The 22,763-nt window shown below is 62.8% G+C and carries 24 protein-coding genes; 9 read left to right on the top strand and 15 right to left on the bottom strand.

Annotated elements, in window-relative coordinates; genetic code table 11:
* The first annotated feature begins 91 nt into the window (after positions 1-91).
* Together AC54AG_RS10530 and AC54AG_RS10535 are read left to right on the top strand one after the other, a co-directional pair.
* Complete coding sequence (locus tag AC54AG_RS10530; RefSeq protein WP_070304634.1) at positions 92-442, top strand: hypothetical protein; 351 nt, start codon at positions 92-94, stop codon at positions 440-442.
* Positions 443-484: 42 nt separating this feature from the next.
* Positions 485-748 carry a hypothetical protein gene (locus AC54AG_RS10535; RefSeq protein WP_034751956.1) on the top strand — a complete coding sequence of 88 codons (264 nt, stop codon included), beginning with the start codon at positions 485-487 and terminating at the stop codon, positions 746-748.
* A gap of 66 nt (positions 749-814) precedes the next feature.
* Here AC54AG_RS10535 and AC54AG_RS10540 read toward each other — a convergent pair whose 3' ends face one another.
* The 6 genes from AC54AG_RS10540 to AC54AG_RS10565 all read right to left on the bottom strand — a co-directional run bounded on the left by AC54AG_RS10540 (position 815) and on the right by AC54AG_RS10565 (position 8,855).
* Positions 815-1,372, bottom strand: a complete 558-nt coding sequence (locus AC54AG_RS10540) for a fasciclin domain-containing protein (RefSeq protein WP_442907199.1) — start codon at positions 1,370-1,372, stop codon at positions 815-817.
* A gap of 247 nt (positions 1,373-1,619) precedes the next feature.
* Positions 1,620-3,065 carry an efflux transporter outer membrane subunit gene (locus AC54AG_RS10545; protein WP_331776838.1) on the bottom strand — a complete coding sequence of 482 codons (1,446 nt, stop codon included), beginning with the start codon at positions 3,063-3,065 and terminating at the stop codon, positions 1,620-1,622.
* 44 nt (positions 3,066-3,109) lie between these two features.
* On the bottom strand, positions 3,110-6,310 hold the full coding sequence (locus AC54AG_RS10550) for an efflux RND transporter permease subunit (protein WP_034751959.1): 3,201 nt from the start codon (positions 6,308-6,310) through the stop codon (positions 3,110-3,112).
* 2 nt (positions 6,311-6,312) lie between these two features.
* Positions 6,313-7,557 (bottom strand): efflux RND transporter periplasmic adaptor subunit, encoded by a 1,245-nt coding sequence (locus tag AC54AG_RS10555; protein ID WP_070304626.1) that lies wholly within the window; start codon positions 7,555-7,557, stop codon positions 6,313-6,315.
* A 270-nt stretch (positions 7,558-7,827) separates the two neighbouring features.
* Positions 7,828-8,688 carry an alpha/beta hydrolase gene (locus tag AC54AG_RS10560; RefSeq protein WP_034751961.1) on the bottom strand — a complete coding sequence of 287 codons (861 nt, stop codon included), beginning with the start codon at positions 8,686-8,688 and terminating at the stop codon, positions 7,828-7,830.
* Entirely contained in the window at positions 8,685-8,855 is a 171-nt protein-coding gene (locus AC54AG_RS10565; protein WP_157808778.1) for a hypothetical protein, read from the bottom strand. The genes AC54AG_RS10560 and AC54AG_RS10565 overlap by 4 nt, the downstream gene beginning before the upstream one ends.
* Positions 8,856-9,045: 190 nt before the next feature.
* Between AC54AG_RS10565 and AC54AG_RS10570 the strand changes: the two genes are divergently transcribed.
* The 3 genes from AC54AG_RS10570 to AC54AG_RS10580 are packed head-to-tail and all read left to right on the top strand — an operon-like array spanning position 9,046 to position 11,428.
* Positions 9,046-10,008 (top strand): LysR family transcriptional regulator, encoded by a 963-nt coding sequence (locus AC54AG_RS10570; protein ID WP_034751962.1) that lies wholly within the window; start codon positions 9,046-9,048, stop codon positions 10,006-10,008.
* Entirely contained in the window at positions 10,005-10,976 is a 972-nt protein-coding gene (locus AC54AG_RS10575; RefSeq protein ID WP_496630272.1) for a D-2-hydroxyacid dehydrogenase, read from the top strand. Before AC54AG_RS10570 ends, AC54AG_RS10575 begins: the two co-directional genes overlap by 4 nt.
* Positions 10,973-11,428, top strand: coding sequence for a hypothetical protein (locus tag AC54AG_RS10580; RefSeq protein WP_138829146.1), 456 nt, complete (start codon positions 10,973-10,975; stop codon positions 11,426-11,428). Before AC54AG_RS10575 ends, AC54AG_RS10580 begins: the two co-directional genes overlap by 4 nt.
* Before the next feature lie 3 nt (positions 11,429-11,431).
* On the opposite strand, the gene AC54AG_RS10585 is transcribed toward AC54AG_RS10580, so the two are convergent.
* From AC54AG_RS10585 to AC54AG_RS10615, 7 genes are all read right to left on the bottom strand, one after another.
* On the bottom strand, positions 11,432-11,935 hold the full coding sequence (locus tag AC54AG_RS10585) for a DUF1993 family protein (RefSeq protein ID WP_496630273.1): 504 nt from the start codon (positions 11,933-11,935) through the stop codon (positions 11,432-11,434).
* A gap of 60 nt (positions 11,936-11,995) precedes the next feature.
* Positions 11,996-12,877, bottom strand: a complete 882-nt coding sequence (locus AC54AG_RS10590) for an extracellular catalytic domain type 1 short-chain-length polyhydroxyalkanoate depolymerase (protein WP_496630274.1) — start codon at positions 12,875-12,877, stop codon at positions 11,996-11,998.
* Between the two features lie 75 nt (positions 12,878-12,952).
* A complete protein-coding gene (locus AC54AG_RS10595) occupies positions 12,953-14,173 on the bottom strand; it encodes a sensor histidine kinase (protein WP_496630276.1) in 1,221 nt (406 codons plus the stop codon).
* Positions 14,170-14,871: a response regulator transcription factor gene (locus AC54AG_RS10600; RefSeq protein ID WP_496630277.1), complete on the bottom strand. Its 702-nt coding sequence runs from the start codon at positions 14,869-14,871 to the stop codon at positions 14,170-14,172. Before AC54AG_RS10600 ends, AC54AG_RS10595 begins: the two co-directional genes overlap by 4 nt.
* Positions 14,868-15,407: a GNAT family N-acetyltransferase gene (locus AC54AG_RS10605; RefSeq protein WP_219327251.1), complete on the bottom strand. Its 540-nt coding sequence runs from the start codon at positions 15,405-15,407 to the stop codon at positions 14,868-14,870. Before AC54AG_RS10605 ends, AC54AG_RS10600 begins: the two co-directional genes overlap by 4 nt.
* A 15-nt stretch (positions 15,408-15,422) precedes the next feature.
* Entirely contained in the window at positions 15,423-15,770 is a 348-nt protein-coding gene (locus tag AC54AG_RS10610; RefSeq protein ID WP_219327252.1) for an SMI1/KNR4 family protein, read from the bottom strand.
* Complete coding sequence (locus tag AC54AG_RS10615; protein WP_034751971.1) at positions 15,767-16,330, bottom strand: GNAT family N-acetyltransferase; 564 nt, start codon at positions 16,328-16,330, stop codon at positions 15,767-15,769. Before AC54AG_RS10615 ends, AC54AG_RS10610 begins: the two co-directional genes overlap by 4 nt.
* 139 nt (positions 16,331-16,469) lie before the next feature.
* On the opposite strand from AC54AG_RS10615, the gene AC54AG_RS10620 reads away from it, so the two are divergent.
* The 4 genes from AC54AG_RS10620 to AC54AG_RS10635 all read left to right on the top strand — a co-directional run bounded on the left by AC54AG_RS10620 (position 16,470) and on the right by AC54AG_RS10635 (position 20,414).
* The gene (locus tag AC54AG_RS10620) at positions 16,470-18,053 is read left to right on the top strand and encodes a diguanylate cyclase (protein ID WP_496630278.1); all 1,584 of its coding nucleotides are present in this window, start codon (positions 16,470-16,472) and stop codon (positions 18,051-18,053) included.
* A 35-nt stretch (positions 18,054-18,088) separates the two neighbouring features.
* Complete coding sequence (locus tag AC54AG_RS10625; RefSeq protein WP_496630279.1) at positions 18,089-18,829, top strand: CPBP family intramembrane glutamic endopeptidase; 741 nt, start codon at positions 18,089-18,091, stop codon at positions 18,827-18,829.
* A 253-nt stretch (positions 18,830-19,082) separates the two neighbouring features.
* On the top strand, positions 19,083-19,589 hold the full coding sequence (locus AC54AG_RS10630) for a P-loop nucleotide/nucleoside kinase family protein (RefSeq protein ID WP_496630281.1): 507 nt from the start codon (positions 19,083-19,085) through the stop codon (positions 19,587-19,589).
* A gap of 120 nt (positions 19,590-19,709) precedes the next feature.
* Positions 19,710-20,414 carry a hypothetical protein gene (locus AC54AG_RS10635; RefSeq protein ID WP_496630282.1) on the top strand — a complete coding sequence of 235 codons (705 nt, stop codon included), beginning with the start codon at positions 19,710-19,712 and terminating at the stop codon, positions 20,412-20,414.
* A gap of 40 nt (positions 20,415-20,454) precedes the next feature.
* On the opposite strand, the gene AC54AG_RS10640 is transcribed toward AC54AG_RS10635, so the two are convergent.
* Positions 20,455-21,600, bottom strand: a complete 1,146-nt coding sequence (locus AC54AG_RS10640; protein ID WP_139089746.1) for an alpha-hydroxy acid oxidase — start codon at positions 21,598-21,600, stop codon at positions 20,455-20,457.
* Between the two features lie 82 nt (positions 21,601-21,682).
* Positions 21,683-22,654 (bottom strand): phytanoyl-CoA dioxygenase family protein, encoded by a 972-nt coding sequence (locus tag AC54AG_RS10645; protein WP_496630284.1) that lies wholly within the window; start codon positions 22,652-22,654, stop codon positions 21,683-21,685.
* Positions 22,655-22,763: the final 109 nt, after the last annotated feature.

Consider the following 22,763-nt stretch of genomic DNA (forward strand, 5'->3'; position numbering starts at 1 on the left):
AGCGATCCCGGGCGCGTTTTATGCTCAGTGACACGGGAATCATCCCGGCACCAACAGACATACCAGACAAACCACCACTGAGGACTGCACCATGAAAAAAGTAATTGCTACCCTGATCGCCGGCCTGTTCGCAACCGCAGCCTTCGCCCAAACCCCGGCAGCACCTGCAGCCGCTCCTGCAGCCTCGGTTCCTGCCAAAGTGGAAGCGGCCCATACCAAGGCTGTCGTGAAAGCGGACGCCAAGGAAGCGCAAGCCGTCGTCAAAGCGGATGCCAAAGAAGCGAAAGCAGTCGTCGCCGCAAAAACGGAAGTGGCCAGCGCCAAAGCGGAAGCGGCTACCACGAAAGCCAAGGCACATCACAAGGCCAAGAAAACCAAGGCCAAGGCTGACGAAAAGCTGGCATCGGCCACCGCCGAAGCGGCACCAGCAGCAGCCAAGTAATTCCGACACTCTTTACTGACCACACATACCAAGGATTTCATCATGAAAAAAGTTATCGCCACCCTGATCGCCAGCCTGTTCGCCACCGCTGCTTTCGCCCAGGCGCCAGCCGCTCCTGCCGCCACGCCAGCGACGCCTGCCGTCGCAGCCACGCCAGCAGTCAAGGCAGAAGCGCCGGCAGCCGCCGTCAAGCCAGCGGCGCACAAGAAAGCCAAGCATCACAAGGCGAAGAAAGCCGCGCCAGCCGACAAGGCAGCACCTGCGGAACCAGCGGTGCCGGCAACGCCAGCAGCGCCAGCCAAGTAATCGCGGCGGCACGAATGAAAAAGACAGGGTTTTCCCTGTCTTTTTTTTCGTCCGTTTTTCGCCCGCTTATTTAGGCATCAGCACCGAGTCGATCACATTGATCACGCCATTCGACTGGTACACGTCGTAGGTGCTGATGCTGGCGCTGTTGCCGCCCTCGTCCATCACCACGATGTTGTGCATGCCGTTCATGGCGAACATCAGCTTGCCGCCGCTGGCCGTGGGCAAGGTGGCTTTACCGTCGTGCATCTTGATTTCCTTGGCCAGCGCCTTGAAGTCGTATTTGCCGGGCACCACGTGATAGGTCAGGATTTTCGTCAGGGTCGCCTTGTTTTCCGGTTTCACCAGGGTCTCGACGGTGCCGGCCGGCAGCTTGGCGAAGGCCGCATTCGTCGGCGCGAACACGGTGAATGGGCCCTTGCCTTTCAGGGTATCGACCAGGCCGGCCGCCTTGACGGCGGCGACCAGCGTCGTGTGGTCGGCCGAATTGACAGCGTTGTCGACGATGTCCTTGGACGGATACATGCTCTGGCCACCGACCATGGTCGTCATGTCGGCGGCAAACGTGGCGCTGGCGGCCAGCATGGAAGTAATGAACAGTGCTGCGGGAACGAAGGTGCGCATGATGGTATCTCCTGGATGACGGCGTTTGCATGATTGCAGGAGTATTTACGTGGTGGGTCGGGGATTGGATTCAATTTATTTTTTTGGTCTGGCCTTGATTGAGGACGCGGGTGGTGTCGGCTTACGCGCGATGCGCTAAGCCGACCTACCGCGCTGCGTGCCAAGCCGGCCTGCGCAAGCCATAAAAAAACGGCGCCGTGCAAAGCACGACGCCGTTTTCGGCAGGCTTATCGCCGCGGACCGGAAACTAGTTGGCCGCGACCTGCGGCTCCGTCTCGCCCCAGCCGCCGCCCAGGGAGCGGATCAGCGCCACCGTGGTGACGGCGCGGTTGCCGCGCAATTGCACGGCGTTGCGCTCGATGGCCGCCAGGTTGCGCTGCGCGTCGAGCAGGTCCAGGTAACTGGAACGGCCCGCGTCGTACAGCTTTTGCGCCAGGTCGGCCGAACGGCGCGCCGAGACGACGGCTTCGTCGATCTGCTGCGTCTGGCCCGACAGGATGCGCAGGCCGGCCAGGTTGTCTTCCACCTCGGCGAAGGCCACCAGCACGCTCTGGCGATACGTCGCCACCGACTCTTCCAGCTGCGCTTCGCTGCGGCTTACGGCAGCTTTATTACGGCCACCGTCGATGATCGGCATCGACATCAGGGCGCCCAGCAGCCAGGAGCGGCTGCTCCACTTGAAGATGTCCGAGAAGGTATCGGACGCACCGCCGCCGGAGGCGTTCAGGGTCAAGGCCGGGAACATGGCCGATTTCGCCACGCCGATGCGCGCATTCGACGCTTCCATGGTGCGCTGCGCCGACGCGATGTCGGGACGGCGCTCCAGCAGGGACGACGGCATGCCGGCCGGGATCACGGGCAGGAAGCCGCTATCCCGCAGCGGGTTGACGGTCGCCGTGAAGCTGGCGGCCGGTTTGCCCAGCAGGACGGCCAGCGCATGTTCGCTGGTGGCGCGCTGGCGCTGCAGGCCGATGGCTTCGGCGCGCACGGTCGACAGCTCCGTGCGGGCACGCGACAGATCGAATTCGCCGATGTCGCCCAGGTCATAGCGGCGCTGGTTCACATGCACGCTTTCTTCACGCAGGCGCACCGTCTGCTCCAGGGTCGCCAGTTCGGCGTCCGTGGCACGCAGCTGGAAGTACGTTTGCGCCACGTCGGCCTGCAAGGACAGCAGCACCGAGCGGTAAGTCGCTTCCACGGCCAGCGCATCGCTGCGCGAGGCGCTGACGTTGGACGCCACGCGGCCGAACAGATCGACTTCGTAGCTGGCCGTCAGGTTGGCCTGGTAGACATTCGTGGCCGCCACCGGCGCGCCGTTCGGCAAGCCGAGCGACACGGCGGAAGCGCGGTTGCGCTGGCCGCCCACGTTCACGCCTACTTGCGGGATGCGGTCCGCTTCGGCGATGCCGGCAATCGCCCTCGCCTGCTTGACGCGGGCGGCGGCGATGGCCAGGTTGGCATTCGCTTGCGTGGCTTCGTTGATCAGACCAGTCAAAGCAGGATCATTGAACGCCAGCCACCACTCGCCGCGCGCCTGGCGCTCGGCCGGCACGCCCTGCTTCCAGCGCGTGCCGTCGGCCGCCGTCTGCACGGCGGGCAAGGTTTGCGCTTCCTTGAACGCGGCCGGCGTCTCGATCTGCGGCTGCTTGAACTCCGGCGCCGCGCAAGCGGCCAGCAGGACTGCGGCAGCCATGGCGGTCAGCACGGGCTTGACGCGCCAGATGATTTCCTTGGTTTTCAATATATATCTCCTTCCAGATCCAGCGCTGGCGCGGCGACAGGCTTGGCGGCAACGGCGGCTGGTTTTTTCTCAAAACGCTGCGCCAGGGTGCGCAGCAGTACGTAGAACACGGGCGTCAGGAACAGGCCGAAGAAGGTCACGCCCAGCATGCCGGCGAAGACCGCCACACCCATGGCATGGCGCATTTCCGAACCGGCGCCGTTCGAGAACACCAAGGGCACCACACCCATGATGAAGGCGATCGACGTCATCAGGATCGGACGCAGACGCAGACGGCACGCTTCCAGCGCCGCTTGCACGACGGTACGGCCATGCTCTTCCAGTTCGCGGGCAAATTCCACGATCAGAATCGCATTCTTCGACGCCAGCCCCACCAGCACGAACAGCGCGATCTGGGTAAACACGTTGTTGTCGCCGCCGGTCAGTTTCACGCCCAGCAGTGCGCAGAGGATCGACATCGGCACGATCAGGATCACGGCCAGCGGCAGGGTCCAGCTTTCGTACTGGGCGGCCAGCACGAGGAACACCAGCAGCACGCACAGCGGGAACACATAGATCATCGTATTGCCGGACAAGATGTCCTGGTAGGTCAGCTCCGTCCATTCATACGAAATCCCCTGCGGCAGCACTTCCTTGGCGATGCGTTCCAGCGCGGCTTGCGCCTGGCCGCTCGATACGCCAGGTGCTGCGCCGCCATTGAAGTCGGCTGCGGCATACGCGTTGTAGCGCTGCACGCGGTCCGGGCCATAGCTGTCCTTGACGCGCATCAGCGACGACAGCGGGATCATCTCGCCCTTGTCGTTGCGTACCTTCAGCTGCGCGATATCCTGCGCATGCGAACGGAACGCCGCATCGGCCTGCACGCGCACCTGGTAGGTGCGGCCAAACTGGTTGAAGTCATTCACGTACAGCGAACCGAGATTGATCTGCAAGGTCTGGTAAATCGTTTGCAGCTGCACGCCCATCTGCTTGGCTTTCACGCGGTCGACGTCGGCGAACAGCTGCGGCACGTTGATCTGGTAGCCCGAGAACACGCCCGCCAGTTCCGGCGTCTGGTACGCTTTCGCGGCCAGCGCCTGGGTGGCGTTGTACAGCGCGTCGTAGCCGAGATTGCCGCGGTCTTCGATCATCATCTTGAAGCCGCCGATGGTGCCGAGGCCGTTGACCGGCGGTGGCGGGAAGACCATGATGAAGGCGTCCTGGATACCGCCCAGACGCTTGTTGATCTCGGCCGCGATGGCGCCGCCCGACAATTCCTTGCTGGTACGCTCGTCGAACGGTTTCAGGGTGGCGAAGACGATACCGGCGTTCGGCGCATTGGTGAAATCGTTGATCGACAGGCCGGGGAAGGCGATGGTCGATTCGACGCCAGGCACCGACTTGATGACGTCGGACATGCGGCGCACGACATCTTCGGTGCGGTCCAGCGACGCGGCGTCAGGCAATTGCGCAAAGCCCACCAGGTATTGCTTGTCCTGCGCTGGCACGAAGCCGGCCGGCACGGACTTGAAGGTGAAGATGGCGGCAACGACCAGCAGCGCATACACACCCAGCGAAGCGCTCTTGCGGCCCAACACGCCTTTTACGCCAGCTTCATAGCGGTGCGAAGCGCGGCCGAAGAAGCGGTTGAACCAGGCGAAGAAGCGGCCGAAGACCATGTCCATGCCGCGCGTCAGCGCGTCTTTCGGCGCATCGTGCGGTTTGAGCAGCGCGGCCGACAGGGCTGGCGCCAGGGTCAGCGAGCTGAAAGCGGAGATCACGGTCGAAATGGCGATGGTCAGCGCGAACTGGCGGTAGAACTCGCCCGACAGACCAGGCACGAAGGCGATCGGCACGAACACGGCGCACAGCACCAGGGCGATGGCAACGATAGGACCGCTGACCTCTTTCATGGCCTGGATGGTGGCGTCGCGCGGCGACAAGCCCTCTTCGATATTGCGCTCGACGTTTTCCACCACCACGATGGCGTCATCGACGACGATACCGATGGCCAGCACGAGGCCGAACAGCGACAGGGTGTTGATCGAGAAGCCAAAGCCCAGCATCACGGCAAAGGTGCCGACGATGGAGACGGGAACGGCCAGCAGCGGAATGATCGATGCGCGCCAGGTTTGCAGGAAGATGATCACCACCAGCACCACCAGGGCAATCGCTTCGAGCAGGGTATGGATCACGGCTTCGATGGACGAACGCACGAACTGCGTCGGGTCGTACTCGATCCGGTATTCCACGCCTTGCGGGAAGTCTTTTTTCAGTTCGTCCATCTTGGAGCGCACGTCGGAAGACAGTTGCAGCGCGTTGGCGTTCGGCGCTTCGAAAATACCCATGCCGACGGCCGGATTATTGTTCAGCAGCGAACGCAGCGAGTAGCTGTTGGCGCCCATTTCCACGCGCGCCACGTCCTTCAGGTGCGTCACGGCGCCATCGGCATTCGTGCGCACGATGATGGCGCCAAATTCCTCGGGCGTCTGCAGACGACCTTGGGTATTGACGGTCAGCTGGAAGTCCGAGTTCTTCGCTGGCGAGGCGCCGATCACACCGGCGGCCACCTGCACGTTCTGCTCGCGGATCGCGTCGACGACGTCATTGGCCGTCATGCCGCGCGCCGCCACCTTTTGCGGGTCGAGCCAGATGCGCATGGCGTAGTCGCCGGCGCCGAAGATCTGGATGTCGCCCATGCCGGGCAAACGGGCCAGTTGATCCTTGACGTTCAGCACCGCGTAGTTACGCAAATACATATCGTCATAGCGCTTGTTCGGCGAGACCAGATGCACCACCATGGTCAGGTTGGGCGAGGACTTGACGGTCGTCACGCCGATCTGGCGCACTTCCTCGGGCAGGCGCGGCAAGGCGCGCTGCACGCGGTTCTGCACCTGCGTTTCGGCCTGCTCGACGTTGGTGCCGATCTTGAAGGTCACGGTCAGCATCATCGCGCCATCGGACGTGTTTTGCGAGGACATGTAGAGCATGTTCTCGACGCCGTTGATCTGCTCTTCGAGCGGCGCGGCCACGGTTTCGGCGATCACTTTCGGGTTGGCGCCCGGGTACTGCGCGCGTACCACCACGGATGGCGGCACGACGTCGGGATATTCGGAGATGGGCAGGCCGAAAATCGACAGCAGCCCGGCCACGAATATGACGATCGACAGCACCGCCGCGAAAATCGGCTTGTCGATGAAAAAGCGGGAAAAGTTCATGTTTATTCCTTGGAAGTCGATGCTGCTTTCGCGGCGATCTTGGCATCTTTTGCTTCAGGTTTTGCAGGAGCGGCAGGCGCGGTCGGATCGAAATCCATGGCCACTATCTGCGGCGTCACCGGGGCGCCCGGGCGCACGCGCTGCAAGCCGTTGACGACGATTTTCTCGCCCGCCTTCAAGCCTTCGCGCACCACGCGCAAGCCGTCCGAAGTCGGGCCCAGCTTGACGGCGCGGTATTCGGCCTTGTTGTCGGCGCCCACCACGTAGACGTATTTGCGGCTTTGATCCGTGCCGACGGCGCGGTCGCTGATCAACAGCGCCGTGCTTTGCGCCTGCGGGCCGTTGCCGCCGTCGAGCTGGATGCGCGCGAACAGGCCAGGCACCAACTGGCGCTCGGCGTTGGCGAAGGTGGCGCGCATGCGCACGCTGCCCGTGGCCGGGTCGAGCTGGTTGTCGACGAATTCCAGCTTGCCTTCATGCGGGAAGCCCGTTTCGTTGGCCAGGCCGACCTTGACGGTGACGGGCGTGCCCTTTTGCGCCGTGCCGGCCACGCGCAGATAGGTATCTTCATCGCCGTCGAAGCTGGCGTAGATGCGGTCCGTCGACACCACCGAGGTGAGGATGGCGGAAGCGTCGATCAGGTTGCCGACGGTGATTTCCGCCTTGCTGACGCGGCCGCTGATCGGCGCCTGCACCTGCGTGTACGACAGGTTCAGTTTCGCCGCTTCATACGCGGCCTGCGCCGAACGGACATTCGCGTCCAGCTCTTTCAGGCCCGACGCCTTTTCATCGAATTCGCGCTGGGCGATGGCTTTTTCGGCCAGCAGCTTTTCAGCGCGCGACAGTTCCAGCTTGGCCAGTTCCGCCTTGGCGCGGGCCGAGGCGGCAGTGCCTTCGGCGCGCGACACTTCGGCCTGGAATGGGCGCGGATCGATGACGAACAGCACATCGCCCTTTTTCACTTCGCTGCCCGGCTTGAAATTGACGGCCGTGATGAAACCGCCGACTCTCGAGCGGATTTCCACGCGCTCGATCGCTTCCAGGCGGCCCGAGAATTCCTGCGTTTCCGTGATCTGTTTTTCAACGACGGCGGCGGCCGAGATGGGCGGGCCGCCGGCCGCTGGCGCGTCGGGCACCTTGCTATTGGCCGAATCGCAGCCGGCCAGGCTCACGGCCACCAGTCCCGCCAGCGCGAGCGAGGCAGCCAGGGGCTTCAGCAGAGTGGAAAATTGTTGAACGTTTTTCATTTTATTTCCCTGTTTTATGAAAATTTCTAATGGTATGGGCGGCAGGAAGCAACCCAACTGAAAAAGTGAATGGTGGTGCCATGGCGCCCGACGGCGCTCGATCAAAGGTAAACAGGCCGCCAGCTATTTAAAAGCGGACGGGGACGACAAAGCTGGCTGTGCGATCGCACAACTCAGGCAAGATGGGAACTACACTCCGTAGTGTAACAACCAAAACTCAAAAAGTAAACTGATTAGTGTAAGTTTTTTGCGGTGCCGCGGATGGCGGCGTCATGACTCGGGCTCCTGCCCCAGTCCGGCGACAAAGCTGGCAATCTCGTTCAAGGCATGCACCTTGCAAGCGCACTCATTACGCGCGCCCGCATCCTGCAGCGGCGCGGCGGGCATGCGCCGCACGGTGGTCTTGATGCCGCAGGCGATCAGCTTGCTGCCGTATTGTTCGGCCTCGTCGCGCAATGGGTCGTCTTCTCCGGACAGGATGAGCGCCGGCGGCAGGTTCTTCAGGCGGCTCGACTGCAATGGCGACGCGTACGGATGGGTACGGTCAGCGGCATTTGGCAGGTAGCCACGGTAGGCGGCGGCGCATTGATCAGCCACTTCCGCCAGGTCTGGGCACGTCGGCAAGTTGCGCATCGAACAGGTCGACAGGCCGGGGTCGAGCATCGGCATGATCAGCACCTGGCCCGCGAGGGGCGGTCCGCCCCGGTCGCGCGACATCATGGCGCACACGGCAGCCAGGTTGGCGCCCGCTTCGATGCCCGACACCACCATCTGCTTGCCCGTCCAGCCCAGCTTGGACTTGTTCTTTTTTGCCCACAGCAGCACGGCATGCGCGTCTTCCACGGCGGCGGGGAATGGCCGCACCTTCGCCAAGGTGTAGTTCGCGGCCAGCACCACGTGGTCGGGGTTGCTCAGCACGAGGCAGCGCAGGAAGTCGTCCGCGTCGTCCAGGTCGCCGTCAACAAAGCCGCCGCCATGGAAGAAGACGATCAGGCTCGACTGCTTGGCGCCCGGCACGCCGGCCGTGTAGACGCGCGCGGCGAGCGCATCCTGCGCGCCCTGCACCTGGATATCGCGTATCTTCAGCGCCTGGCCAGGAGCCAGTTCAGCCACGGTGCCGGCAACGCTCATTGCGCCACCACCGGCTGCACCGCAGCATCGAGTACCGTGTCGTTCAGGCACAACAGGGCGATGCCGCCCACTTCATGGGTCAGGGCGCTGTAAGCACTGGCTTCGCTTTGCGCCGCCAGTGAATACGCATCCGTCGATACCATCGCGGCCAGAGCGAGCGAGCTCATAGCGAGAGCGAGCACTGCAAAGATTCCATTCCGATAAGCCATGATGTTTCTCCTGTTGTCCTGCCTGCGGCATCACATTTATGCTGCAGTACAACAACTATAGACTTGATCTACAATCTGATAAAGAGTGCAATGACGAATTGATTGTTCAGGATTCTGAATAATCACGGATAAAGTGACAGGAATTCAAGTGAACAAGCTGCAAGCAATGGAAGTTTTCATCCAAGTCGTCGATGCGGGCGGCTTTACGCGCGCGGCGGAAAACATGCAGCTGCCGAAAGCCACCGTGTCGACCCTGATCCAGTCGCTGGAAGCGAGCCTGTCGGTTAAATTGCTTAACCGCACCACGCGCCACGTCAGCATCACGTCCGACGGGGCCGCCTATTACGAACGCTGCGTGCGCATCCTGTCGGACGTACGCGAGGCCGAGGAATCGCTGTCGCGCACGCGATTGAGCCCCAGCGGGCGGCTGCGCGTGGATGCGCCCACGGCCCTGGCCAGCGAACTGATCATCCCCGCCCTGCCCGATTTCTTTGCCCGCTACCCGGACATCTCGCTGGAGCTCGGTTGCAGCGACCGCCCCGTCGACCTGATCGAGGAAGGCGTCGACTGCGCCGTGCGCGGCGGAGAACTGGGCGACCTGAACCTGATCGCGCGCAGGGTCGGCGTGCTGCACTTCATGACGTGCGCCTCGCCCGGCTACCTGGCGCACCACGGCACGCCGCTGCATCCGAACGACTTGCCGCGCCACCGCGGCGTGAATTTTTTCTCCGCCAAGACGGGTAAAACGTTTGACTGGGATTTCACGCGCGCCGGCGAACGCATCCAGATCGCCATGCCCAGCCATATCGCCCTGAACGATTCGAATGCCTACTCGGCCGCGGGCCTGGCGGGCCTGGGCATCGTGCAAATGACGCATTTCATGCTTGCGCCGCTGATAGAACAGGGCAAAATGGTGGAATTGCTCAGTGAATGGGAATCCGACCCGCTGCCCATCCACGTGATCTATCCGCCCAACCGCCATCTGTCCGCCAAGGTGCGCGTGTTTGTCGAATGGGTCGCCGACATGTTTACCAACCACCCGGCTACGCAGCTCAAGGGCAAGAACGCCAGCCCGAGCCCGCGCGCCACCCTGACCGAGGCCCAGCCATGACCGCAGCAAGCACATCGCCCCACCGCATCGTCTTTCTCGACCGCGACAGCCTGATCGCCACCGTGCGCCCACCCGCCTTCGCGCACAGCTGGGAAGAACATGCGCACACCAGGGGCAGCGAACAGACGGTGTCCCGCCTGCAAGGCGCCACCATCGCCATCACGAACAAAGTGCCGCTGCACGCGGCCGAGCTGGCGCAGCTGCCCAAGCTCCAGATGATCGCCGTGGCCGCCACCGGCACGGATATTGTCGACCTGGCCACCTGCCGCGAGCGGGGCATCGTCGTGGCGAATATCCGCGACTATGCGCGCGCCACCGTGCCCGAACACACCTTGGCCCTGATGCTGGCCCTGCGCCGCCAGCTGCTTGCCTACCGCGCCGACGTGGAAGCGGGCCTGTGGCAGGCATCGGACCGCTTCTGCCTGTTCGGCCACCCGATCCGCGACCTGGCCGGCAGCCGTTTGGGTTTGCTCGGCTACGGTGCGCTGGGCAAGTCCGTCGCGCAGCTGGGGCGCGCCTTCGGCATGCAGGTGCAAGTCCACAACCGCTCTCCCATCGATGAGGACGGCGTGACGCAAGTGACGTTCGACGAGCTGCTGGCCACGTCCGACGTGCTCAGCCTGCACCTGCCGCTGACGGACAAGACGCGCAACATCATCGGCGCGCAAGAACTGGCGCGCATGCAGCCGACGTCGCTGTTGATCAACACGGCGCGTGGCGGCCTTGTCGATGAAGCGGCGCTGGCTGAAGCATTGAAAAACGGCGTGATCGCCGGCGCCGGCTTCGACGTGTTATCGAAGGAGCCGCCGCTGCCCGACAATCCGCTGTTGAATTTACGCCTGCCCAACTTCATCCTCACGCCGCACACGGCCTGGGCCAGTGGCGAAGCCATGCAAAAGCTGGCGGACATCCTGATCGGCAACGTGGAAGCGTTCGAACGGGGCACGCCCACGAACGTGGTGGCATGAGCGTATTGCACGAACTCGATGAACTGCTGTGCGGCGACGACGAGGAATACGACCGCCTCGACCTGTTTCACGAAGCGGACGAGCTGATCGGGCAACTGCGGGTGGCCGACGTGCCCGCACTGCTGGCCCTGTGGCAAGCGCGCAGCCTGTGCTGGCAGCAACGCTACACGCAAGCGAGCGGCTCCATCGACGGCGCCGTGCTGCGCGCCCTGCTGGCCGGTTTGCTGCAGGTCAAGGAGGCCCCACACGGCGTGTTCGAACTGATGAACCGCCTGCCTGCGACAGCCGACGCCTCCCCGCTCAGCGACGCCCTGCTCGATTACGCCGAGCAAGCCTGGCATGCGAACCCGGCACGGCACCGGCAAATCCAGATCAGCTGCTGGAGTTGCGGACTGTCGGGCCGGCTGCTGAAACGGCTGGGGTTTTCCGCCTGGAAGGAAGCGGGACTGTAGTTCTTACGATGCGACTGGCGTCTCGAAGGAAAATCCCGGCGCATACGCGTGATAGCCATCGAAATCGCCCTTGCCGATGCTGGCTCCCTGGCTGCGGGCAATCGCATACGCCATGCTGAAGTGGAAATAGAAATTCGGCAGGATATACAAGTTCAAATATTCGCCGGCCGGCAGCGCGATGTCGGCAAAGCCGGCGCGGTCGCGGCAGATGCGTTCGGGCGGCCCGTCAAAACGTTCCGTAGGAATGTCCTTGAGGTAGCGCGTGGTCTGTGCGATCTGCTCCTGCAGGCTGGCGGCGGCGCTGAAATCGGCCACGTCCAGCCCCGCCAGCGGGCAGCAGCCGCGCAGGGAAAAGCTCACGGCCGCGCGCACCTGCTGGGCAAATGGCAACATGTCCGGATGCAAGCGCGCCGCCAGCATCTGCGGCGCGGTGCCGGTCTTGTCGAGCATGGCGGAAAGCTGCGCCAAGGAGCGGCAGAATATGGTGACGGGGTGGCTGTTCATCATTTCCTTGTGCAAGATTCAATATGACAAGAGTGTGCCACAGGCAACCGCGTCCCCGTCACCTTAACGCCGGTGCTTGCTGAAAAATTCCCAGATGACGTCATTCGCATCGACGGCGCGCGTGGTCTTGCCGATGGGCAGCCCGACATTGAAGGCATCGGCGCCAGGCCACGTGTGGCCGCCATCCTTGACGGTGAGCAAGGCAACGCTGGCGCCGCCGTCATCGCCACCCTGCTCCAGCCAGCTTACTTGCGTCGTATCGCCAGCCGGGCCAGGAATCAGGCGCGGCTGCGGCGGGGCGCCATCGATGCCGTTGTGCTTGCGCCAGTAATCAAAGGTGCCCTGCGCCGACAGGTAGCCGGCGGCCTTGCCTTCGTACAGCACGACCTTGTCAGCCGTCCCCTGTATCAACAGCATGCCGACCTTTCCGCGCTGTTGATGGTGCCGCACCACGGGTTCCGGCATGGGCGCGCCCACCGAGGCGACTGCGGCAAACTGCTGCGGCAGCTCGGCCGCCAGGCGCAGGGCAAAGAAACCGCCGCGTGACAGACCCGTCGCATAGATCCGTTTGTCATCGATGCGGTAATCCTGCTTGAGTTTGCTCAACATGGCTTGCGTGAAACCGACGTCATCCGTGCCCGCCAGGTAATCCATGCCGAAGCCCACGTTCCAGTCCTGCTTGATGCCTTGCGGATACACAACGATGAATTGGTGCCGATCCGCAGTCTTGTTCATTTGCGTGTACAGCATTTGTTCCGCCATGCTCATGCCGCCGCCATGGAAATTGAAGACGACGGGAAAGGCTTGCTGCGGCGCGCTTTGGTAAGACGGCGGCGTGTAGACGATGTAGCGGCGCTTGTCTTCCTTGTAGACGAGGCTGCTCACCTGGGCCGGCGCGGATGTGCACACACAGGACAGGATCAACAGGCTGATGGCGATTTTCATGGGCTTCCCTTAAAGTCAAAGAGCAGCCAGCATAAGCAGAGGCAGGTGAAATCGCGGTGAAATCCGCTGACTTTATTAAGACTGGGTGGGAACGATCGCGACACGGTACTGCGTCGCGCCGGGGTGGAAAGCAATGTCCCAGCGCATCGCTTGCGCCAGGCGCAGCAGCAGGTTCTGTCCATGCGCGAAACCGTGGACGCGCCGTGGCTGCCCCGCCTGCACGGTATTGACAATGTTCAGGTGGCCTTGCGCAAACGCAATGCTGATGCGGCAATCGGGGCCGCCATGAAACAGCGCATTCGCCAGGCAATTATTGATGAGCAACATGACCAGCTGCCCGTTGCCGGCCACGTCCAGCCGCTCGGGCAAGTCCAGGGTCAGCAGGCTGGCGTCCCACGGATGTTCGTCGAGCAGGCGCAGCAGGCATTGCTCCATGCAGCCGCGCAACTCCACCACGTCGCCGGGCAGTTGCTCTGCCCGTGCCAGCGCGAACAGCACGTCGATGGTAGCGCGCATCTCGTCCGAGGATTGCCGCAGCTGCGCCTGCTCTTGCCTGCCCAGGGGCCGCGCCTCGGCCAGCGCCAGCGTGTTGTGCATCAAGGTCAGCGGCGTGCGCAGTTCATGGCTGACGTCGCGGGCGAAGGCCTGTTCGCGCTGCAACACCGCCTGCAGTTCGGCAAACGTGGTTTCCAGGCGGTGCGCCAGGAAACCGATCTCGTCGGGGCGATCGCGCTCGCTGAAATGGACGGTGCTGCCGGGCGCCAGCTGGCGCGCTTCCTGGGCCAGGCGCTGCAGGGGCAGCACGAGGCGCCGCGCCAGCCAGTACGCCAGCAGCAAGGCCAGGGCGATCAGCGCCAGCGCCACGCCCAGCACGACACCCCCCACCTCCCGCGCCAGGCGCTGCACCACCAGCACGGGCGCCACGTCGGCCAGCAGATAGCTGCGCTGCGGCTGGCCAGCGGCGACGAGGTCCAGCGCCAGCACGTGGTAATGCTGGCCCGTCGTGGTAAACACTTCCCCGCGCGGGGCTGACGGCAGCACTTGCTCGCGCACCACTTGAGGCAAATCATGGTAGCTGGCGTATGTCTTGATGAGGTCGCTACCAGACGGCGTAAGCTCACCGTGCTGGCGCAAATGCTGGCTGACCACCACCGCTTCGCGCTCGAGCAGGCGCTGCACCAGCATGTCTTCCGTCACGTAGGCGATCACCAGCGCCAGGCCCGTGTAGCACAGGCACAGCAACACGGTGAAACCGGCCAGGGCCGCGAACAGGCGCTGCCGGATCGATTTGCTCATGATGACGCCGCGGAACCGAAGGCAAGGCGGTAGCCCAGCTGCGGTATGGTCACCAGCAAGCCCGCCGCGCCAGCAAGCTCAAGCTGCTTGCGCAACGCGTAGATGTGCGATTTGAGCGCGTCGCTATCGGGCGGCTGGCTGCCCCACAGATGCTGCAGCAAGGCCGAACGTGACACGGCGTGCGGATGCTCGCGGCACAGCAGCAGCAGGATTTTAAAACCCGTCTGCGTCAGCGGCAGCGCCACGTCACCGAGCCGGGCGCGCCCTTCGCGCGTCTGCAAGGTAAAGGGGCCCACGCGCATTTCCTGGTGCACATGCAGCTGGTGCCGGCGCGCCAGCGCTTCGCAGCGCAAGGCCACTTCGCGCAAGTCGAACGGTTTGCTCAGGTAATCGTCGGCGCCGTCGCGAAAGCCGCGTGCTTTGTCTTCATACGCATCGCGCGCCGTCAGCATCAAGATCGGCACATTGCTGGGTGCCCCCGCCTTGATGGCGCGGCACACTTGCAAGCCATCGATGTCGGGCAGGTTCAGGTCCAGCAGCACCACGTCATAGTTGTTGCGCGTGGCCAATTGCACGGCCAGCGCACCCGTGCCCGCATGGTCGGTCTGCCAGCCCAGGCCGTCGAGGAAGTCGAGCACCTGGCGCGCGATGGCCAGGTGGTCTTCCACCAGCAGTATGCTCAGGGGCAAGCGATTCATGGAGTGTGGGCAATGCGCGCATACAGCCAGAAATTGCCGGACCTACCGCGAATTTGCCGGTAGCAGCGCAGATAGCCTTCGCGCTCGAAACCGCAGCGCTCGAGTACGCGGATCGAACGTTCATTGCTCTCCAGCACAGTTGCCTGGATGCGCAGGAAGCCCAGGCGCTGGAAGCCCCAGTCCATGACCGACGCGGCGATGGACGTGGCCACGCCCTGCCCCCATACGGCAGGAGACAGATCGTAGGCGATTTCGGCCGTGCGGTGCTGCGGGGAAATCGCATTGAAGCCGATCGTGCCCACCAGCTGGCCGCCCTCGCGCAGCACGATGGCCAGGCGGATGGACGACGCTGGCTGGGCCGAGGCGTAATCATCGAAATTGGCCTGCAGATCGTCGGCGCAACGCAAGTCCCAGCTCGTGTGTTCCACGACAACAGGATCGGCCAGATACACATACCAGGCGGGCGCGTCGCTACGTTCCAGCTGGCGCAACGTCACCAGTGGATGGGCTGAAACGGGTAAATCGGCAGCTTTCATTGCTTGGCATCCTCCTCAATCCAGCGGGCAATCAGCGGCCAGCCAGGACATGAAATCATCGGCAGCAAGTTCGAAATCGTCGCGCTGCATCGATCCATGCCCGACCAGGTACACGGCGCGGTCGCCATCATCGAGGGCCAGCATGACGGCGCGCCCGCCGCTGTCGTCGCCGATGGTGATGTAGCCTGGGCAGGATTGCTGCGTGTCATATGTTTCGTTACGCTCCACCAAACTTTCTGCGCCATACAGCAATACCTGTTCGCCACGGAGACCTTCCTGCCAGTCCTGGAGAAAGCGCAGGTAGTACGCCGGCAAGGCGCGGCCCAGCCAGCTCTCGAGCGCTTCGGTTTCCTGCTGGCTCACGCGGCGCCTTTGCGCCGTGCCTCCCACGTACGCCGCAGCAAGCCGTACAGGGCCGTATCGCTGACGTGGCCGCCGACGATCCAGCGTTCGGGCAAGAAACCTTCCTTGCTGAAACCCTGGCGTTCCAGGGCGCTGGCCGAAGCCGTATTGAGCGGATCGATATCGGCTTCCAGGCGGTTCAGGTCGCGCTCGATGAACGCGTATTCCAGCAGCGCCGACAAGGCTTCCTGCATATAGCCCTTGCCCCAATGCGGGCGCGCCAGCGCATAGCCGATTTCGGCACGGCGGTTCTGGCGGTGTTCGGAAAACAGGCTGCAGCTACCCATATATTCGCCCGTCGCCTTCAGCGTGACGGCGAAGCGGAAGAATTCCTCGCTCTCGAAAGCGGCGATGTCCTCGGCAAGCTTGCGCGCGGCGATGCTGGCATCCTGCCATGGCGGCTCGCTGAAATAGCGCATCACTTCGGGATCGGCATGCATGGCGAAGAAGTCCGCTTCATCTGATGGTTGCGGCTTGCGCAGGATCAGGCGTTCAGTGGTGATGGTTTTCGTGTAGGCCATGCGACTCCAATCAAAGGTTCAAAGGGGCAATGCTTATTATTCCATGCAACTATAACGAAGTGGCAATTTTGTGACGGTGCTTTTAATGTAGTATGGCAATATTTCCACCATATCATTGATGCAACTTCATGATCCGCTTATGCACGCAACAAAAGAAGCAGCAGATACCGATGCCATCCCGGCGCAGCCCGAGGTCTTGAGCAAGCACAAGCGGCCAGTGATCGTCTGGGCCAGCATCGCCTTCTTTTGCATGTGCGCCATGCTGCTTGGCATGACCATCTGGATCGTCTGGTCTTCGCGCGAAGTGCGCTTGCACGAAGCGAGGGCGACGACGGAACACATGGCGCGCACCCTGGCGACCCAAGCGTACATGGAGCTGGAAGTCGCCGATGTGATGCTGGAAGATATCGTCGAGCACATCCGCAACGAAGGCAATAATGACGCGACCGGCGAGCGGCTGCAATCGCATCTGCAGCAGCTGTCGAAGAATATCGTGGAAATTGCCGGCGTCTTCATTTTTGACAGCCGCGGAGACTGGCTGGCCAGCTCGTCCGGCGCCGGGCAGGACGGCAACAATGCGGACCGCGACTACTTTACTTATCACAAGACGCATGCGCAGCTGGGCAGCCGCATCAGCGCGCCCGTACGCAGCAAATCCAGCGGGCAATGGGTCTTGCCCGTGTCGCGCCGGGTGGAATTGGCGGACGGCTCCTTTGCGGGCGTGGTGCTGGTCACCCTCGGGCTCGCCTCCTTCGAACGCATCTACGATAGCCTCAACCTTGGCAATACGGGCACGGCCTTTTTTGCCCTCGACGACGGCACCTTGATCTACCGCCGGCCATTCCAGCCCGGCGTCATCGGCATGGATATTTCGTCGGGTGCAGTCCTGCGCGCCTACCGAGAAAAAGGGCCTGTCGGCACGGCCATGATGACGGCGAAGGTGGACGCAATCGAACGGCTGTACAGCTATCGCCACCTGCAGCGCTTTCCCGTCATCGTGGCGGCGGGACTATCGGAGGAAGATATTTTCGCCGAATGGCAGCGCTTGAGCATGCAAATCGTGCTGGCGTCGCTGGCGGCAGGCGCGGCGCTGATCTACCTGTTCCGCAAGCTGATGCGGCAGATTGCCGTACGCGACCATATCGAAGCCAGCCTGCGCGTGGCCACGACGGAGCTGCGGCACGCCAATGCGGACCTGGCGGCGCGGGCCTCGCAGGACGGCTTGACGGGGCTGGCCAACCGCCGCTGTTTCGACGAGACCTTGGCGCATGAATTGAAGCGCGCCCAGCGCAGCGGGCACGAAGTGTCGCTGATCATGCTGGACGTGGATTTCTTCAAGAAATTCAACGATCAGTATGGCCACGTGGCGGGCGACGAGTGCCTGCAGGCGGTTTCCGGCGCCGTGGCGCGCAGCGTCGGCCGGGCCGAAGACCTGGCGGCCCGTTACGGCGGCGAAGAGTTCGCCGTCATCATGCCCGGCACCGGCGCGGCGGGCGCCCTGGAAGTCGCGCAAGCGATCCGGGCGGCCGTGGAAGGCTTGCAGATTCCCCACGCGGCCAGCGCGAACGCAGTCGTGACCGTCAGCCTGGGCGCGGCCACGCTCCAGCCTGGCCAAGACCGCCCCACAGATAGCAGCGAGCTGATACGCGAGGCCGATGCCTTGCTGTACCAGTCGAAAAACACGGGCCGCAACCGCGTCAGCGGCGGCGTAGCAGCAGCATGAGGCCGCTTATGTCCGGGAAAAGAATCGCTCTCACCATGCCGCTGTCCCTCATCGCACTGGCCGTCTGGCTGGGCTTGAGCATGGGCGGCCGCTGGCTGGAAGCCGCCGGCTACGCCTTGCCGGGCGCAGCCGTCACCGGCCGTATCGGCCTGTCGTGGGCGCTGGCCGCACTGTTCGCGCTGGCGCTGCTGCTGGCGTCGCGACAGCTCCGCGAAGCGGGCTTGTGCGCGCCGCAGCCGTGGAAAACGCTGTGGCTCGTCTGGCCACCCCTGCTGTATGCGCTGCTGATGCTGTTGCTGGCCTGGGCCGGCGGCTGGCCGCAGCCGCGCGTGCTGCTGATCGTCGCGTGCAATGCGGCGCTGGTGGCCATCTCGGAAGAACTGATGTTCCGCGCCATCTTGCTGCAGGGCATGCTGGACCGCTACGCCGTCTGGCCGGCCGTCCTGATTTCTTCGGCGCTGTTCGGCCTGGCCCATACGGCCAACGGCCTGGCCACGGGCGACGTCAGCGGCGCCTTGTGGCAAGCTGTGGCCGCCACCTTGCAGGGTGTCGGCTATGCGGCCATCCGCCTGCGCACCCGTTCGATATGGCCGATGGTACTCGTGCATGGGATATGGGATTACGCACTGGTGACGGCCACCTTGCCGAACCCGGCCGAAGACGGCGCGTCCATCCTGCCGTATATCGCCCTGCTGGCCGTGCTGCCCTTGTGCCTGTATGGCGTCTACCTGCTGCGGCCCAGCCAGCGCGCGGCCATATCGCAACCGCAGCCATAATGTCGCGACAAGCTTTCCATCCATGGACCAAGAAAATGGCCGCGCATAAGGGAGGCTTGACAGCGCGGCCCATCGCATGGCATCGTTGCCCCATGCAATCGCCACTCCCTCCCCTGCCATCGATTATTGCCGCCATTCCAACGATGGTGGCTTAGCAGCAGTGTGATTGCCAAAGCCGCCTGAGAGGCGGCTTTGATGTGCAGTCACTGGTCAAACCGTCTCGCAGGTTTCATTTCTTTTTTAGCGAGCGACCATGCCCCCAACTTCCAGCACCCCCGCTTCCCCCACCCTGCACCTCGTCTGCGGCAAGATCGCGTCCGGAAAATCCACTCTGACAACCCGGCTGGCCAGCGCGCCACAGACCGTGCGCATCAGCGAAGACAGCCTGCTGGCGCAGCTGTATCCGGGCCAGATCGCCAGCTTGGCCGATTACGTGGCGTGCGCTACGCGGCTGCGTGCGGCCATCGCTCCTTTGGCCCTGCAGATGCTGCAGGCGGACGTGTCCGTCGTGCTCGATTTCCCCGCCAATACGCCGGCCAGCCGCGCCTGGATGCGCGAGCTGTTCCAGCAGGCGGACGTGGCGCACGTGCTGCACTATCTGGACGTGCCGGACGAAGAATGCAAGGCGCGCTTGCGCCAGCGCAATGAAAGCGGGTTGCACCCGTTTTCCACCAGCGACGCTGATTTTGACGCCATCACGCGCCACTTCGTGCCGCCAGATGCTTCGGAAGGTTTTTACATCGTTCAAACAAGCCGTTAATGTTTCCTGGCTGGCTGTCGGCAAGAGCTTGTGTACTTTCGACCAGGATGCTTTTTTTGACATGTCTTCGTTTCGGCTGATACTCTGCATGTCTCACAATAAGAAACAGGACAGCACTCCGTGAAAATAATGAAGTTCGCCGGCAGCGGCCTGGCCATTCTGCTTGCCTTGCTGGCTGGATCCGCACAGGGGCAATATGCGCCGGTCGATGCCGCGCGGACAAAGAACGAGGCAGCGGCCAAATTGATGCTTGAGTCCTTGAAACAGACCAGGTATTGGATCGTTCCCAATCCACAAGCCATCTCGCGCTATGAGTTCCAGGAATTGGACGAGGACGGGAATCCCGCTGGAAAAAAGTTTGTCGTCACGGAAACGACGAGTTTCACCGTGCATAGCTATGTAGATAAAGACTTCCGGCACTATGCGCGGATCGTCTTCGAAGATGACAAGGACGCGGCGCTGGAACTCTCCTTCTATCTATTCGAGTCCAGGCCGGGACCGCTGACGCTATTTCGCAATGTCTACGATCCGGCCAAACGCTCGCGGTTGGATTTTGTCGAGTATCTTTTCACCTCGCCGCCCAAAGATATCGAGATAGCAGAGGCCAAAGAAGGCATCCTGGAAATTATCTTCGAGACCGCCCTGCGAGCAAAAGGCGACGTCAACATTGGCATGAGCGCGAAGCAGGTACGCGCCTCCGGCTGGGGAAAACCTGTCAGCATTCACAAAAAATCCGATGCGGCCGGCGCGCACGAAGAGTGGCTATACGAAAGCAGGCGTTCCTTGCTTTTCACAAATGGCAGACTGGCCTCCATCCGGCGCTGATACGCGACAGCACGGCCAGGCAATTGCCGCCCCACTGGCCTTAAAACGTGCCCGGCAGCAGGATCTTTTTATCCACCTGCTGCAAGTCGCGCAAGCCGCAAAAGGCCATCGTCAGGTCCAGCTCGTTGCGGATGATGTCCAGGCATTTGGTCACGCCCGGCCCGCCCATGGCGCCCAGGCCGTATAAAAACGGGCGGCCGATGTACACGCCTTTCGCGCCCAGGGCCACGGCCTTGATCACGTCCTGGCCCGAGCGGATGCCGCCGTCCATGTGCACTTCGATCTGGCTGCCGACGGCGTCGACGATGGCGGGCAAGGCTTCGATCGACGATTGCGCGCCATCGAGCTGGCGACCGCCGTGGTTCGAGACGATCAGCGCGTCGGCGCCGCTTTCGACGGCCAGGCGCGCGTCTTCGGGGTCCATGATGCCCTTGATGATCAGTTTGCCGCCCCAGCGCTGCTTGATCCATTCCACGTCCGCCCACGACAGGCTCAGGTCGAACTGCTGCTGCGTCCATGCCGACAGCGACGACATGTCGGACACGGACGTGGCGTGGCCGACGATGTTGCCAAAACCGCGCCGCTTCGTGCCCAGCATGCCCGCCACCCAGCGCGGCTTGGTGGCCATGTTGAGGATGTTCGGAATCGTCAGCTTCGGCGGCGCCGACAGGCCGTTGCGCAAGTCCTTGTGGCGCTGGCCCAGCACCTGCAAGTCCAGGGTCAATACGAGCGCGCCGCACTTGGCCGCCTTGGCGCGGTCGATCAGGCGGTTGATGAATTCACGGTCCTTCATCACGTATAGCTGGAACCAGAACGGCTTTGTCGTGTTCGCCGCCACGTCCTCGATCGAACAGATGCTCATGGTCGACAGGGTGAACGGCACGCCGAAGCGCTCGGCCGCCTGGGCCGCAAGGATTTCTCCATCCGCATGCTGCATGCCCGTCAGGCCTGTGGGCGACAGGGCTACCGGCATCGATACGTGCTGGCCCACCATGGTCGAAGCCAGGCTGCGGTTTTCCAGGTTGACGGCCACGCGCTGGCGGAATTTGATCTTGGCGAAATCGCTGTTGTTGGCGCGGTACGTCGACTCCGTCCAGGAGCCGGAATCGGCGTAGTCGTAAAACATGCGCGGCACCCGTTTCTGGGCCAGCACGCGCAAGTCTTCGATGCTGGTGATGATACTCATGCGTTTCCTCGGTCGATGGCAAGTCAAGCCATGATCGTGCATTTGCCTGCAATTGTCTATCCGGCAGGCAATGCCGCCATACTTACCAAGCGCGCGCGCCGAGAATTTTCCCGCCCAACTCCGTCAGGCGCGCTTGCGGATAACGCAGCTTTTCCTTTTCCTCGGGGTCGCCGGGAAACGCATAGCCCTGCGGCGCGCTGCGCTCGCGCCAGCTTTGCACCCTCCAGTCGCGCAGGGACTGATTGTCTTCCTGGGCCGGCGTAAAGGAAATGTATTGGGCCAGGCGCACCTGGTCCGTCGACGTATTCGGGCGGATGCCGTGCGCCAGCAGGCTGTTGAAGATAAGTAACTCGCCTTTCTTCATGGCGATGAATTCCATCGGGTACGGCACGGTCGCCAGGTCCGGCTGCCATGGATTGCGATCCGCCGGCACGGTCTTGCGCCACGCCAGCAAGTTGTTGAACAGTTCCGGATAGCATTGAAAACCGCCGCTCTCGGGCGACGTATCGGACAGGGCCAGCACGCCTTGCACGTTGACGGGCAGCGGGTCGAGCGTGGTGTCGGCATCCCAGTGGATGAAGCCGCCAAACTTGCGCTTGCCATTGTTCGGCGTGTTCAGGTTGGCGCGGTCGATCGTCACCCACAGGTCTTCGCGGTCCCAGATGTCGACAAAGGCGTCATAGACGCGCTGGGTCTGGCGGTTGTCCCACAGGGTCTGGTTGTGATACGCCTCGACCATGCCGGAACCGTTGAGTTCCTTCATCGCGTGGTCGCGCAACTGGTCCCGGTTCCAGGTGGCCGGGTCGTTCTCATCGAGTCCCTGGAATTCCCACAGAAAGTCCGTTGTGCGGCGCACCTGCTCGGGCGATACGGCATCCTTGACGATGACGTAGCCGTAGGTTTGCCAGTGCAAGAAGTCGCTGTCGGACAGCACGCGCAGCGGCAGCTGTTTCCGGATGTCGCGCAACTGGGTTTGTTCCGTGTAGGCCACGGACGGGTTGCCGGGCCGGTCTTCGCCGTACTGCGGGTTTACATACTGAACCTGGTCTTGCATCGCTGTCTCCTGTATTGGTGTGAGACAGATTGTGCGACGGAAGATTAGAGGGAAATGCGTGCGGAGCGACCAATACTGATACTATCCTGATCATCCATAGCTAATAAAC

This window comes from Janthinobacterium sp. BCJ23 (assembly GCF_059617945.1).

Excerpts from the sequence above, each read along its gene's own strand:
- AC54AG_RS10540 (WP_442907199.1), bottom strand. The coding sequence starts at position 1,372 with ATGCGCACCTTCGTTCCCGCAGCACTGTTCATTACTTCCATGCTGGCC.
- AC54AG_RS10620 (WP_496630278.1), top strand. The coding sequence starts at position 16,470 with ATGCACGCAACAAAAGAAGCAGCAGATACCGATGCCATCCCGGCGCAG.
- AC54AG_RS10595 (WP_496630276.1), bottom strand. The coding sequence starts at position 14,173 with ATGAGCAAATCGATCCGGCAGCGCCTGTTCGCGGCCCTGGCCGGTTTC.
- AC54AG_RS10550 (WP_034751959.1), bottom strand. The coding sequence starts at position 6,310 with ATGAACTTTTCCCGCTTTTTCATCGACAAGCCGATTTTCGCGGCGGTG.
- AC54AG_RS10605 (WP_219327251.1), bottom strand. The coding sequence starts at position 15,407 with ATGAAAGCTGCCGATTTACCCGTTTCAGCCCATCCACTGGTGACGTTG.
- AC54AG_RS10585 (WP_496630273.1), bottom strand. The coding sequence starts at position 11,935 with ATGATGAACAGCCACCCCGTCACCATATTCTGCCGCTCCTTGGCGCAG.
- AC54AG_RS10580 (WP_138829146.1), top strand. The coding sequence starts at position 10,973 with ATGAGCGTATTGCACGAACTCGATGAACTGCTGTGCGGCGACGACGAG.
- AC54AG_RS10625 (WP_496630279.1), top strand. The coding sequence starts at position 18,089 with ATGCCGCTGTCCCTCATCGCACTGGCCGTCTGGCTGGGCTTGAGCATG.
- AC54AG_RS10560 (WP_034751961.1), bottom strand. The coding sequence starts at position 8,688 with ATGAGCGTTGCCGGCACCGTGGCTGAACTGGCTCCTGGCCAGGCGCTG.
- AC54AG_RS10565 (WP_157808778.1), bottom strand. The coding sequence starts at position 8,855 with ATGAGCTCGCTCGCTCTGGCCGCGATGGTATCGACGGATGCGTATTCA.
- AC54AG_RS10530 (WP_070304634.1), top strand. The coding sequence starts at position 92 with ATGAAAAAAGTAATTGCTACCCTGATCGCCGGCCTGTTCGCAACCGCA.
- AC54AG_RS10590 (WP_496630274.1), bottom strand. The coding sequence starts at position 12,877 with ATGAAAATCGCCATCAGCCTGTTGATCCTGTCCTGTGTGTGCACATCC.
- AC54AG_RS10615 (WP_034751971.1), bottom strand. The coding sequence starts at position 16,330 with ATGGCCTACACGAAAACCATCACCACTGAACGCCTGATCCTGCGCAAG.
- AC54AG_RS10600 (WP_496630277.1), bottom strand. The coding sequence starts at position 14,871 with ATGAATCGCTTGCCCCTGAGCATACTGCTGGTGGAAGACCACCTGGCC.
- AC54AG_RS10645 (WP_496630284.1), bottom strand. The coding sequence starts at position 22,654 with ATGCAAGACCAGGTTCAGTATGTAAACCCGCAGTACGGCGAAGACCGG.
- AC54AG_RS10545 (WP_331776838.1), bottom strand. The coding sequence starts at position 3,065 with ATGGCTGCCGCAGTCCTGCTGGCCGCTTGCGCGGCGCCGGAGTTCAAG.
- AC54AG_RS10575 (WP_496630272.1), top strand. The coding sequence starts at position 10,005 with ATGACCGCAGCAAGCACATCGCCCCACCGCATCGTCTTTCTCGACCGC.
- AC54AG_RS10535 (WP_034751956.1), top strand. The coding sequence starts at position 485 with ATGAAAAAAGTTATCGCCACCCTGATCGCCAGCCTGTTCGCCACCGCT.
- AC54AG_RS10630 (WP_496630281.1), top strand. The coding sequence starts at position 19,083 with ATGCCCCCAACTTCCAGCACCCCCGCTTCCCCCACCCTGCACCTCGTC.
- AC54AG_RS10640 (WP_139089746.1), bottom strand. The coding sequence starts at position 21,600 with ATGAGTATCATCACCAGCATCGAAGACTTGCGCGTGCTGGCCCAGAAA.
- AC54AG_RS10555 (WP_070304626.1), bottom strand. The coding sequence starts at position 7,557 with ATGAAAAACGTTCAACAATTTTCCACTCTGCTGAAGCCCCTGGCTGCC.